Here is a 12,526-nt window from a genome sequence, read left to right on the forward strand (position 1 = left end):
ACAGGCAGAGACAGACGATGAGCCAGGGCATCCATCACACCGAGGTCGACGGCATACCCACCCTCTTCGCGTACGCCACCGGGCTCATGCGCGCCGGACTGGTCTTCCGTGTCGGCGTCGCCGACGAGACGCTCGCCGGGGCCGGGATCACCCACCTGGTCGAGCACCTGGCCCTGCACCGCCAGGGCCTGGCCGACTACCACTTCAACGGTGCGACCAAGGCCGCGTTCACCCACTTCCATGTGGAGGGCGCCGAGCACGAGATCGTCGCCTACCTCGACGGTGTGTGCACCTCCCTCCTCGATCTGCCCATGGAGCGGCTGGAGACCGAGAAGGAGATCCTGCGCACCGAGGAGGCGCGCCGGGAGCCCGGACAACTGCCGCTGTGGCGGTACGGGGCCCAGGGGTACGGGCTGGTCAGCTACCCGGAGTGGGGCGTACGCGGGTTGCGGCCGGACGACGTACGGGAATGGGCCGGGACCTGGTTCACCCGGGACAACGCCGTGCTGTGGATCGCGGGGGAGCGGCTGCCGGCCGGGCTCTCGCTCAAGCTGCCCGGCGGTCAGCGGCGCCCGATGCCCGCCGTCACCTCCGCCCTCCCCACCGCCCCCGCCTACTTCTCCGACGGCAAGGGCGGCGTCCTGCTCGACGCCGTCGTCACCGACACCACCGCCGCCCGGCTCTACGCCGGTGTCCTGGAACGCGAGCTCTCCCGCTCCCTGCGTCAGGAGGGCGGCTACTCCTACACGGCGGCCGGCGACTACACCTCCCGCCGGGACGGTTTCGCGACCGTCACCGCCTTCGCGGACGCCCTGCCCGCCAAGCAGGACGCGGTCCTCGGCGGGTTCGTCGACGTGCTCGCGGGGCTTCAGGTCGGCCGGATCGCGCAGGCCGACCTGGAGGCCGTGCGCGGGCGCAGCGACGCCAGATTGACCGCGCCCGACGCGGCCGTACGGCGGCTGCCGGGCGCGGCGGAGGAACTGCTCGCCCACCGTCCGCCGCGCGGGCTCGACGAACTGCGCGCCGAGCTGTGGGCGACGACGCCGCAGCATGTGCACGCGGTGGCCCTGGAGGCCGCCGGGACGGCGTTGCTGCAGGCTCCCTCGGGGCACAGGGCCGACTGGGCCGGGTACACGGCGGCCCCGACCACTTCGTCGTACACCGTCCAGGGCACGCGCTTCGAGGCCGTGCGCAAGGACGGTACGGCCCTGGTCGTCGGGGGCGAGGGGGTCAGTCTGACGGCGGGGAAAGAACAGGCCACCGTGGCCTTCCGCGCGTGCGCCGCCCTGCTCAGCTGGGCCGACGGCGGGCGCCGGCTCATCGGCACCGACGGGTTGTCCGTGGAGGTGGAGCCGGGGGAGTACGGGATCGACGCGCACACCATGGCGACCATCGACGCGGCGGTGCATCCGCGCGTGGTGGTGCACCTGCCGCCCCGGCAAAGGCAACAGCAGCAGCGGCAGCCGGGGGGTGCCGCTTCGGCGGGGCAGGCCGGAGGATCCGGTGCGGCTCGGCAGGTTCAGCAGAAGGCGTCGGCGCGGCGTACCGGCGGGCAGACGGCCATGCTCGTCATCTTCGGGCTCCTCGCGGGGCTCTGGTCCCTCCTGGCCCTCTCGTACACCGTCTTCGGCGCCTCGGATCCGGAGACCAGCACCGGGGAATGGGCCGGCCTCACCGTCTTCCTCTGGGCCGTCGGGGCGCTGCTGGCCTGGCCGGCCGTCAGGGTGCTGCGCGGCACCCGGCGGGGGTGAACCGCCGGGTGGCTTGAGCGTGGACGAGGGTGTCCGGGTGACCTCAGCGCAGATACGGGTTGCCCGGTGCCGGGCCCGGCACGGGTCCGGGGATCCGACCCGCTTTCGCCGTGGGGTACTTCGGCGTGCGTTTGTCGAACAGCGCGAACAGCAGCAGCCAGACCGCCATCGCCAGGGTGACGACGGCGACCGCGCCGAGGACGGGATCACCCGCGTCCGACTGAACGGTCGCCCACGGCAGCGTCACCAGCTCGTACAGCAGGAACGCGGCGAAGGCGCCCCAGTCCGAGCGCCTGCCGCGGCGGATCGCGACATACAGGAACGGCGCCCACACCAGCAGACCCAGCGACGCGACCACCAGAACCGACCACGAGATCCGCTGGGCCCAGCCGGCTTCCAGGCGCTTGTCCACGCTCATGCCCATGTCCATGCCATCACACCCCCCGAGCACCCACGAGCGCCCTACGAGCCCCCCGAGAGGTTTCTCGGGTCCCGAGAAACCTCTCAGGGGGCGTCATGCTCCCATCCAGCGGGTCACACGCGCTGGTGTTCGCCCTTCAGGGACGTCACGATCTGCGTCGCCAGCTTCTTGGCCGTGGCGGCGCCGTTGTCGTGCCCGTCCGTGGACATGACGCTGACGACGTCGGTGCCCGCGCGCACGGCGATCAGGGTCGTGCCGTTCTGCCAGGCGCTGTTGGTCAGGGTGATGGTGTACGCGGCGTCGCCCAGGCCGGGCGTGGTGGCGCCGGTGACCTTCACTTTGGTGTGCGTGTCGGAGTCGGTGAAGGTCGCGCACGTGGTGGCGGTCTTCTCCAGGTTCGTCAGCACGGTCTTCGAGGTCGTGCCGCGGTAGGTGTCGACCTCCTGGGCGATGTCCTCGGAAGTGTTCTTGCTGACGTAGTCGTTCTGGGCGAAGGACACCCCCGAGTCGCCGGTGATGGATATCCAGCTGGTGCCGCCCAGCAGGGAGCAGTGCGGCTTCGGCGCGGGGGAGGAGCTCGGCGGAGTGTACGTGGTGCCGGAGTCCCGCGCGCCGCTCGGGTCGACCGCGAAACCGGCGGCGAAGAAGGACGCGGGTGCCAGCGTCTTCTTGAGCTGCGCGCCCGTCAGCAGACCGGCGTTGGGGTCCTTGGCCTGCTTCGTCTTGGCGGATGAGGGCTGGACGGTGGTTCCGGAGGAGCAGGCCGTCAGGGCCAGCGGGAGCACGGCTGCGGCGAGCAGCGCCTTGGCCGCGCGGGAGGGGTGACGCATCGGGATGTCTGAGTCCTTCTTTGAGAAGTGGTGCTGTTGAGCCGAGCGGACTCTATGGGTGCACAGGCCGTGCACAGGCATCGGGGTGCCAAGGATCGCTAAAAGAGGGGGTCGATCGGTCCGGGGTTCCATGAGCTCCCCATGTTTTGCCGTGGCTTGAGGGATTCTTGTGGCGATTGAGGTACAGGGTTTCCCGATCAAGGGGGTGGCGTCGGTTACGGTGCGATCCGCTCCGCGTGCCGGGGGCCGGTCACCCTCTCTCGTCGGTGAGCCGGAATGGGCGCCGGCGGGGCTCAACTGTCTTGAAGTGTCTTGTTTCGATCTATATGTCCGCACGTTCCGGGCGTCCCGCGCGCCGTGACGTGCACGCGTCATGAATGGGGTGGGGATGTCCAGCCATCGGATGTCTAAGAAGGGCCGCTACATCGCTTGGGCGACGGCAGGCGCGGCCGTTGTCGCCGGAGCCGGGATCGCGGCGCAGACGTCGATGGCGGCGACCACCTGGCCCGCCCAACGGACGTTCACGGGCCGCGCCTTCGACACCTGCGCCGCACCCTCGCTGACGGCGATGAAGGCCTGGCACACCGGCTTCTACGGAGCGGCCGCCGTCTACGTCGGCGGCAAGAACCGCGGCTGCAGCCAGCCCAACCTCACCGCGTCCTGGGTGAAGTCGGTCAGCACGCTGGGCTGGAAGCTCATCCCGCTGTACGTCGGCGCCCAGCCGTCCTGCCAGACCGGCTCCAACCCGGAGAAGCTCACCGCCACCAACGCCGCCTCGCTCGGCGCCACCGACGCCGCGGACGCGGTGACCAAGGCGTCCGCGCTGGGCATGAAGGCGGGCAGCCCGATCTACCTGGACATGGAGTCGTACGACATCACGAACGCGGCGTGCAACAAGGCCACGCTGACGTACGTACGCGCCTTCGACAAGGCGCTGCACGCCAAGACGTACCGCACCGGTTTCTACGGCTTCACCAGCTCCAGCGCCAAGGCCATCGCGACCGCGACCGACAAGACGGACCTGCCGGGCAACCTCTGGTACGCGCTGTGGGACAAGGTCAACACGACGACCTCGGACTGGCCGTGGGGCTCCACCCAGTTCACCAACCACAGCCGCGCCCACCAGTACATGGTCAACAGCAAGGAGACCATCGGCGGTTACACGATCACCGTGGACCGCGACGCCTGGGACGCGCCGGTCGCCATCACCGGCTGACACCCGGACGCATCCCGGGACCGCCGGATGACGCCGACCGGAGAACGACCGGAGAACAACAGGAGGAGGAGCAGGGCATGAGGGTCGAAAGGCTGCCGGCGGTCGTCGGACCGTCCGCCGTCCGTGCCGGGCTGGCGGCGCTTCCCGTCGTCAGCCTGGGGCTGTTGTGTCCTGTTCCGTCCCTCGTCATCGCCCTGCGGCGGGGCGCCCGCGCGGACTGGGCGGTCTTCGGCGGGTTCTGCGCGGTGCTGGTGGCGTGGGTCATGCAGCTCTCGCTCACACCCGAGACCACCCACGGCCTCGAGTTCGCGGACGACGTGCTCCTGATCCTGGTGTCGATGGTCGGCGCGGCGGTGCACGCCTGGACGGTCTGGCCCCGGCGCGTCGGGTACTAGCGGCGCACCGGCAGGACCGGCCGGACGAAAGCACGCAAGAGCGCAGCGCGGAAGAGCGAAGAGCGGAAGTACGGGAACCACGTGGTCAAGCGGGTCAGGCAGGTGCCGCAGGCGCAGCGCGCGAAGGCGGCGCGCGACGCCACGCAGGAGTCGAGGCTCGCCGCGGGTGTGCGGGCGGTACTCCAGTGGCCGCGTGTGCTGGGCGGCCGGGGGGTCGCGATGGTGGCGGGTGCGGTGATCGTCGCGGTCGCGGTCGCGGTCACCGGATACTTCCTCTCCCGCACCGGCACGAAGCGTCAGCTGCCCGACACCCGGGCCCGCCACTACAAGGACGTCGACGCCTGCCTGCTGACCGGCAAGGACGGGATCACGGCCGGGACCACCGCGGCCGAGGTCTGGCAGGGCATGCAGGACGCGTCCCTCAAGACGCACGCACGCGTGAGCTATGTCCCGGTGACCGGTGAGCAGTCCGCGGCCAACGCGCGGCCCTACCTCAACGGCCTGCTCCAGCGGTCCTGCGACGTGGTCGTCGCGACCGGAAAACCCGAGGTCACGGCGGCCACGCAGACCGCCCCGCAGCACCAGAAGGTCGACTTCGTACTGGTGGGGGACGCCGGAGCCGACTCCACGGGCGCCAAGAACATCACCGTGACACGCGTCGGCGACGGACTGCGCGCCGAGGTCGCCGGGGTCGTCGAGCGCGAGGTCGAGGCGCGCGGTTAGCCGGGGCCGCTACGACAGGATGCGATCGGCCGTACGACCCGACATGACCGGTGGTGTGACCGGACTTGATCGGTCGCACGAGTGGATGTGAACGGTCGTACGAGCGGACGGTGACCGTCCCGCTCGTCACGGCGGCCGCGCCGGTATCTGAAGTCTCCGCGAATCGTTGGTCGAATGGCTGGCCGAGAGCCGGGCCACTGCCTACCATCGATCACCGCAAGACTTTGTGCACCGTCGCACAATCTCCTCGGGAGGTTTCCTTGCACCGCCGCCGTCGCACCGCGTTCGTCCTTTCCGCCGCGATCGTCGTCGCGGCCCCCCTTCTCACGGCGTGCGGTGACGAGGCGCACCCAGGCGCCGCGGCCGTCGTCGGTGGCCGGCGGATCACGGTCGCGCAGTTGGAGAGCCGGGTGAACGAGGTGCGCTCGGCACAGCGGGCCGCCGTCAAGGACGAGGCCCAGTACGAGCAGGCCATCGCCAAGACCGGCAGCCTCACCCGCGACACCCTGCACACCATGGTCCTCGACCAGGTCCTCGACCGGGCCGCCGAGGACGCGGGCGTGAGCGTCACCCGCGCGGACACCCAGCAGATGCGGGCGACGCTGGAGGGCCAGGCGGGCGGTGCGAAGGCGCTGGAGACGGCCTGGCTGCAGCAGTACGGGGTGGCGCCCCAGCGCCTCGACGACAACCTCCGTACCGAGATCGAGGCCCAGAAACTCGCCGCCGCGCTCGGTGCCGACATGAACACCACCGAGGGCAAGGCCACGTTCTGGAAGGCCATGTCCGACGCGTCCAAGAAGCTGAACGTCGACCTGAACCCGCGCTACGGCGCCTGGGACGTCCAGAAGAGCAGCCGCGTCGATGCGAAGACGCCGTGGCTGCGGGAGGTCACGTCGACCGGGACGCAGCAGACGGCGTAGTGGGTCAGCAGGAGTGCAGTAGGAGCGCGGCAGGAGTGCAGTAGGAGTCCACCGGGCCGGTTGGTCAGCAGGCCAACGCCAGGTCCTGGCCTGGGGGTAGGGCTGTGGATAAACGGTTCGACTCCCTCCCGGCCTGTGGATAACTCCTGGGGCCGTCGGCGGCGTGGGTTACGTTCGTGGGGTGAACGCAACCAGCTCCGACGCCACCGCCCAGGTTCCCGACCCCGGCCGTATCGTCCTGCTCACCACCAGCCACCGCGTCGCCCCCGGGCTGCTGTCCTGGCCCGCCTGGCAGGTTCTGCGCGCCGCCGACCAGGTGCTGTGCGCGGACGGCGCGCATCCGCAGCTGCCGTATCTGCGTGAGGCGGGCATCAGCGTCGACGAGGCGTCCCCCGATGCCCAGGACCTGGTGGACGCCTGCGCCGAGGGCCGCACGGTGGTCGTCGTAGCCACCGGCGAGGGCGAGCCGCGCCTCACCGACGGCCTGGCCCGCCTCGCCGGCTCCGGCCGCATACAGATGCCGGACCTGGAGCTGCTCCCGGCCTCGTACGACCTGCCGGGCGCCCGCCTCCTCGACCTCGTCCAGGTCATGGACCGTATCCGCGTCGAGTGCCCGTGGTCGTCCCAGCAGACCCACAAGGGCCTCGCGAAGTACGGGATCGAGGAGGCGTACGAGCTTGTCGAGGCGATCGAGGAGGGCGACCGGGACGAGCTCAGGGAAGAGCTCGGCGACGTTCTGCTCCAGGTCGTCTTCCACGCCAGGATCGCGGAGGAGGACGCCGCGGCACCCTTCTCCATCGACGACGTGGCCGGCGGCATCGTCACCAAGCTGATCCACCGCCACCCGCACGTGTTCGGCGACGAGACGGCCACGACCCCCGAGGAGGTCAAGGAGCACTGGCTGCGCACCAAGGCCGAGGAGAAGCGGCGGACGTCCGTGACGGAGGGGATACCGCTGGGTCAGCCGGGCCTGGCCCTCGCGGCGAAGCTGGCATCGCGCGTGCGCACGGCGGGACTTGAGGTCGAACTCCCCCGAGGCGAAGGCGTCGGCTACGAACTGCTGGCCATCGCCGCCCACGCGGAGGCCGAGGGAGTGGACCCGGAAGCCGCCCTGCGCGCGGCCGCGCGGGCTTACCGGGACGCGATCCGGGCGACGGAGACGGGCTGAGGAAACGGAAGCGGGGAGGGAGGGGGAGGGGGAGGGACCCCAGAGCTACCTGCCGGGGGCGCGGCTTGTCGGGTTGTGCCAGTTGGGGTGGGGGCGGTCCAGGAGCCACTCCGCGGGGCCCAGGGGGCGGGGGCGGCTGGGGTCGGCGGGTGGGAGGAGGTCGTGGAAGATCTGTTCCGGCGGGGTGCCGAGGGCGGGGAGGGCCGCGGCGATCTCCTCGAGGAGCTGGGGCGGGCCGGCGAGATAGACGTCGTGGCGGGCCCAGCCGGCGCGGTTGCCCAGCGCGGTCAGCAGCCGCTCGGTGGCCTGGGCCTTGGGGCGGCCGGGGGCAGGGGTGATGAAGGTGACGCCGAGGCGGGGTAACCGGGACTGGAGTCGTTCCACGGCCGACCGGTCGTAGAGGTACGAGGTGTCGCGGGCCACGAGGAACAGCCGGGCCTCGTGCGTGGCGTCGAGTTGCTGGAGCAGCGCCTTGACCGGGGCCCATCCGGTGCCGGCCGCGATGAAGGTCAGCGGCCGTTCCACCGGCGCCCGCAGGGTCAGACCGCCGCCGGGTGCGCCGAGCCGCAGGACATCACCCTCTCGGGTCTGCCGGACCAGGGCGGTGGACAGCACCCCGTCCTCGACGCGGCTGACGTGCAGGTCGACGGTGTGGTCGGCGCGAGGGGCGTTGCCGAGCGAGTACGGACGCCAGATGCCCGGCAGGTGCGGGACGCCGACGCTGACGTACTGGCCGGGGGAGTAGCGCAGCCGGTCGTGCGGGCGGAGGGTCAGTACGACGAGGTCGTCGCCGTGCCGGGTCCGGGACACGACCTCGGCGTCCCACCAGGGCGGTTCACCCTCGTGCTGTGCCTCCCACGCGCCCTGGAGCATGACGTTCGTGATCGCCCCGTATGCCTCGGCCCAGGCCTTCTCGGCCTCCGCGTTCCACGCCGACCCCGCGACGGCGGCGAACGCGGCGATCAGGCTCGCCCCCACGGCGGCGTAGTGCTCCGGCTCGGCCAGGTACTTCCGGTGGTCCCGTCCCAGCTCCCGCAGATATCCCGGCAGCGTCGGATCCTCCAGCCGCTCCATCACATAGGTGAGTGCCGCGAACAACCGGTCCCGCTGTCGCTCCATGTCCTCCGGGAAGTCCAGGGGGAAGAGCCCGCGGACGTCCGGGTTGTGCCGGAAGAGATGCGAGTAGAAGTACTTGACCGCGAACTCGGCCCGTCTCTCGACGACCGCGAAGCTGGATCTGAGTATTTCGGGGTCCACGGCGCGAATTTAGGGAGGCGGCGAGCCGTGGAGTCAAACAGCAGCCGATTCAGGGATGGTCCGGGATGAAAGGGACGCTGCTTGTGTCACCGCTCACCCCGCTCCCCCTCCCTCCGGCATGCCGCCCCGCTCTTCCCCGCCCTTCGCCGGCCCCTCCCTCCGCCGTGCCGTCCTTCCCCTCCCTCCGGATACCGTCAGGGAGTGACCGATCAGCCGCCTCCGTTCAGCCCCGCTCCCGAACTCTTCACCTGGGAGTTCGCCAGTGATCCCTACCCCGCGTACGCCTGGCTGCGGGAGCACGCCCCCGTGCACTGGACGCGGCTGCCGAGTGGGGTGGAGGCCTGGTTGGTGACGCGGTACGCGGACGCCAAGCAGGCGCTCGCCGACGCGCGGCTCAGCAAGAATCCGGCGCACCACGACGAACCCGCCCACGCGAAAGGGAAGACGGGTATTCCAGGGGAGCGCAAGGCCGAGTTGATGACACATCTGCTGAACATCGACCCGCCGGACCACACCCGGCTGCGGCGGCTGGTCTCGAAGGCGTTCACGCCGCGACGGGTGGCCGAGTTCGCGCCGCGTGTGCAGGAGCTCACCGATCAGCTGATCGACCAGTTCGCGCAGAAGGGTTCCGCCGACCTGATCCACGAGTTCGCGTTCCCGCTTCCCATCTACGCCATTTGCGACCTGCTGGGCGTACCCCGCGAGGACCAGGACGACTTCCGTGACTGGGCGGGGATGATGATCCGGCACGGTGGCGGGCCGCGGGGCGGGGTCGCGCGGTCGGTCAAGAAGATGCGCGGGTATCTGCTCGAGCTCATTCACAAGAAGCGGGAAGGCCTTCCGGATACGCCCGCGCCCGGTGAGGACCTCATCTCCGGCCTCATCCGCGCGTCCGACCACGGCGAGCACCTCACGGAGAACGAGGCCGCCGCCATGGCCTTCATCCTGCTCTTCGCCGGGTTCGAGACGACCGTCAATCTCATCGGCAACGGCACGTACGCCCTACTCACCCACCCCGAGCAGCGCGCGCGCCTCCAGAAGTCCCTCGCCGCCCACGAACGCGAACTCCTCGAGACCGGCGTCGAGGAACTCCTGCGTTATGACGGGCCCGTGGAACTGGCCACGTGGCGGTTCGCCACCGCGGCCGTCCGCATCGGCGGTCAGGACATCGCACCCGGCGACCCCGTCCTCGTGGTCCTCGCGGCTGCGGACCGTGACCCCGCGCGGTTCGAACGGCCGGACACACTCGACCTCTCCCGCCGTGACAACCAACACCTCGGCTACGGCCACGGCATCCACTACTGTCTCGGCGCCCCGCTCGCCCGGCTGGAGGGCCAGACCGCGCTCGCCACTCTTCTCACCCGTCTCCCCGACCTTCAACTCGCGGGAGATTCAACCGATTTGCGCTGGCGCGGCGGACTCATTATGCGCGGATTGCGCACGCTTCCAGTGGAGTTCACGCCTCCGGTACTGGTCTCGAGATAGCGGGCGACCATACACCCGTGGGCGCGCAAACCTGACACGCTCTCAACTCTGTGATCTTCACGTGATCTACGCTGCATCGACTTGTGACAAGTGTTCGGGTGCGGATACGTTCACTCGTCAACGCGACTCACACGTCGCGTAGTCACCTGCTGTCACGCGAAAGGCTTCCGCATGCTCTCCGGGAACGGCCGCCATCGTCGCCCCCGTCAGGCCCCGGCCCTCATCGTCGCGGCAGGAGTGACCGGATCCGCCATCGCGATCCCGTTGCTCGGTGCCACCAGCGCGAGCGCGGCCGACGGCACCACGTGGGACCGGGTCGCCGAGTGCGAGAGTGCCGGCCAGTGGAGTGCCGACAGCGGCAACGGGTACTACGGCGGGCTCCAGATCAGCCAGGCGGACTGGGAGAAGTACGGCGGTCTCACTTACGCGTCGAGCGCCGACGAGGCCAGCCGCTCGCAGCAGATAGCCATCGCCGAGAAGCTCCTCGACGACCAGGGCCTCACCCCCTGGCCGACCTGTGGACCGCTCTCCGGGCTGAGCAGGAACTCGGGCGACATCCTGGTCGACACGGGAGTGGCGAACGATTCGTCCAACGGATCGAATTCATCCGGTTCGTCCAGTTCGTCCGCGACTTCGACCCCGTCCGCCTCGTCCGGCTCGACGTCCGATTCGTCTTCGTCTGATTCGTCTTCGTCCGGTTCGTCCTCGAAGGCGACCGGGAACGCGACCAAGAACACGACGAAGGCCGACACCGGCGGCGGCGATCAGGGAGCGGACAACTCCGACACGGAATCGACGAAGGGCGACAGCTCGGGCAACTCCGGCCAGGGTGACGACTCTTCCGGTGCGTCCGAGAACGCGACGGCCGGCGCCGGGCGCCACCGCGGCGACAACGCGGACGAGAACGCCACCGACAGCGCCGCGGACGGCCGTACCGACGACTCCTCCGGGCGGCATGCCTCGCGCGGCGCCGGTGCCTCCCGTGATGTCGTCGACGGCTCCTATGTGGTGCGCGCCGGAGACAATCTCTGGACCATCGCGGACGCCCTCGACCTCGAAGGCGGATGGGCCGAGCTGTACGACGCGAACAAGAAGACGGTCGGCGTCGACCCGAACCTCATCCTCCCCGGTCAGAGCCTTGCAGTTGGTGCTGAATCGGGCGAAAAGTAGGGGCAGTTCGCGTCATGGTTCGCCGTGTAATGTCCGGTTTGGCGCGAGTGAGAGATGGATCTCAAAGGCCCTGATCGTCTTTGGAATTCAGCCGATCGACTGCTTACGGTCATGACCGCTCGCCACAGCGGGCCCCGACGGTCGCCAACGCCGAATCCTGCCAACGGCCGTACGGGAACAGTCGACGCGTCAGCGCCGTAGGCAGGAGCGGGGGACCCAAGGTAAGTGCCGCACCCGGTAGTTGACCGGGAGTGGCTTGGGGTGAAGCCGAGCGCTCAGAGCGCACGGCCGGGCACTCACCCGCCCGAACCCGACAGCTCACCTCGCAGGCGTCGGTGAGGGGATCTCTCCATGCTGTTTTCCAGCAAGGGCAAGCACCGCCGTCCGACCGTTTTCAACCGGACGACCCGTGTCGCCACGCTCGCCGGTGTCACCGGTGTCGCCATTGCCGCTCCGCTGATGGCGGCCGGCAGCGCCTCCGCCGCCACCGCCTCCGAGTGGGACGCCGTCGCCCAGTGCGAGTCCGGCGGGAACTGGTCCATCAACACCGGCAACGGCTACTACGGCGGTCTGCAGTTCTCGGCCTCCACCTGGGCCGCGTACGGCGGCACCGCGTACGCCGCGACCGCCAACCAGGCCTCCAAGTCGCAGCAGATCACCATCGGCGAGAAGGTCCTCGCCGCGCAGGGCAAGGGCGCCTGGCCGACCTGTGGCACGGGCCTGTCGGGCGCCGCGTACACCGGCGGCGCGAGCGCCCCGTCGACCTCGTCCTCCTCGAACAGCTCCTCGTCGAACAGCTCGCCGAGCACCAGTACCGCCACCCGCTCGACGGACACCGCGGCCTCCCGTTCGGCGTCCCGCCCGGCCGCCGAGAAGACCGTCTCCACCCCGACCGGCAAGAAGGTCAAGAAGGGTGACGGCGAGTACAAGGTCGTCAAGGGTGACAGCCTCAGCTCGATCGCCGAGAAGAAGAAGGTCAAGGGCGGCTGGCAGCAGCTGTTCAAGCTGAACAAGGACATCGTCGACGACGCCGACTTCATCTACCCGGGTCAGCAGCTTCACCTCAGCTGATGATCGGCAGCTTCACCTCAGCCGAATGACAGGTCCCTCATAAAAGGGGTCTCCACACTGGAGGCCCCGATGAGGGTCACCCCCGTCCCCACGGGCCCCCCGCTCCGGTGCGTGTTCCC

12 protein-coding genes and 1 riboswitch are annotated in these 12,526 nt (G+C 70.0%); of the genes, 9 read left to right on the forward strand and 3 right to left on the reverse strand.

Annotated elements, in window-relative coordinates; all coding sequences use genetic code 11:
- Positions 1-17 precede the first annotated feature (17 nt).
- On the forward strand, positions 18-1,751 hold the full coding sequence (locus SMIR_RS22425; protein WP_212727290.1) for a peptidase M16 family protein: 1,734 nt from the start codon (positions 18-20) through the stop codon (positions 1,749-1,751).
- Positions 1,752-1,794: 43 nt separating this feature from the next.
- Here SMIR_RS22425 and SMIR_RS22430 read toward each other — a convergent pair whose 3' ends face one another.
- Together SMIR_RS22430 and SMIR_RS22435 are read right to left on the reverse strand one after the other, a co-directional pair.
- Positions 1,795-2,169 carry a hypothetical protein gene (locus tag SMIR_RS22430; RefSeq protein WP_211118725.1) on the reverse strand — a complete coding sequence of 125 codons (375 nt, stop codon included), beginning with the start codon at positions 2,167-2,169 and terminating at the stop codon, positions 1,795-1,797.
- A 116-nt stretch (positions 2,170-2,285) separates the two neighbouring features.
- Entirely contained in the window at positions 2,286-3,002 is a 717-nt protein-coding gene (locus SMIR_RS22435; RefSeq protein ID WP_168492385.1) for a hypothetical protein, read from the reverse strand.
- Positions 3,003-3,390: 388 nt separating this feature from the next.
- Here SMIR_RS22435 and SMIR_RS22440 point away from each other — a divergent pair, with 388 nt between their 5' ends.
- The 5 genes from SMIR_RS22440 (at position 3,391) to SMIR_RS22460 (ending at position 7,424) form a co-directional block, all read left to right on the forward strand.
- Positions 3,391-4,218 carry a glycoside hydrolase domain-containing protein gene (locus SMIR_RS22440; protein WP_168492383.1) on the forward strand — a complete coding sequence of 276 codons (828 nt, stop codon included), beginning with the start codon at positions 3,391-3,393 and terminating at the stop codon, positions 4,216-4,218.
- 77 nt (positions 4,219-4,295) lie between these two features.
- Positions 4,296-4,613, forward strand: a complete 318-nt coding sequence (locus tag SMIR_RS22445) for a hypothetical protein (protein ID WP_101404629.1) — start codon at positions 4,296-4,298, stop codon at positions 4,611-4,613.
- Positions 4,614-4,694: 81 nt separating this feature from the next.
- Positions 4,695-5,336 (forward strand): hypothetical protein, encoded by a 642-nt coding sequence (locus SMIR_RS22450; RefSeq protein ID WP_248002949.1) that lies wholly within the window; start codon positions 4,695-4,697, stop codon positions 5,334-5,336.
- A gap of 260 nt (positions 5,337-5,596) precedes the next feature.
- Positions 5,597-6,256, forward strand: coding sequence for a SurA N-terminal domain-containing protein (locus SMIR_RS22455; RefSeq protein WP_212727291.1), 660 nt, complete (start codon positions 5,597-5,599; stop codon positions 6,254-6,256).
- Positions 6,257-6,437: 181 nt separating this feature from the next.
- A complete protein-coding gene (locus SMIR_RS22460; protein ID WP_212727292.1) occupies positions 6,438-7,424 on the forward strand; it encodes a nucleoside triphosphate pyrophosphohydrolase in 987 nt (328 codons plus the stop codon).
- Positions 7,425-7,469: 45 nt separating this feature from the next.
- Here the strand turns inward: SMIR_RS22460 and SMIR_RS22465 are convergent, their stop codons facing one another.
- Positions 7,470-8,681 carry a globin domain-containing protein gene (locus tag SMIR_RS22465; RefSeq protein ID WP_168492377.1) on the reverse strand — a complete coding sequence of 404 codons (1,212 nt, stop codon included), beginning with the start codon at positions 8,679-8,681 and terminating at the stop codon, positions 7,470-7,472.
- Positions 8,682-8,882: 201 nt separating this feature from the next.
- On the opposite strand from SMIR_RS22465, the gene SMIR_RS22470 reads away from it, so the two are divergent.
- From SMIR_RS22470 to SMIR_RS22480, 3 genes are all read left to right on the forward strand, one after another.
- A complete protein-coding gene (locus SMIR_RS22470) occupies positions 8,883-10,166 on the forward strand; it encodes a cytochrome P450 family protein (protein WP_212727293.1) in 1,284 nt (427 codons plus the stop codon).
- 171 nt (positions 10,167-10,337) lie between these two features.
- Positions 10,338-11,336, forward strand: coding sequence for a LysM peptidoglycan-binding domain-containing protein (locus SMIR_RS22475; RefSeq protein ID WP_212727294.1), 999 nt, complete (start codon positions 10,338-10,340; stop codon positions 11,334-11,336).
- 183 nt (positions 11,337-11,519) lie between these two features.
- A riboswitch (cyclic di-AMP (ydaO/yuaA leader) is annotated at positions 11,520-11,683 on the forward strand.
- Positions 11,684-11,687: 4 nt separating this feature from the next.
- Complete coding sequence (locus SMIR_RS22480) at positions 11,688-12,407, forward strand: LysM peptidoglycan-binding domain-containing protein (RefSeq protein WP_212727295.1); 720 nt, start codon at positions 11,688-11,690, stop codon at positions 12,405-12,407.
- The last annotated feature ends 119 nt before the right edge of the window (positions 12,408-12,526 follow it).

Origin of the sequence: Streptomyces mirabilis (assembly GCF_018310535.1) — a bacterium.
Lineage (GTDB): Bacteria > Actinomycetota > Actinomycetes > Streptomycetales > Streptomycetaceae > Streptomyces.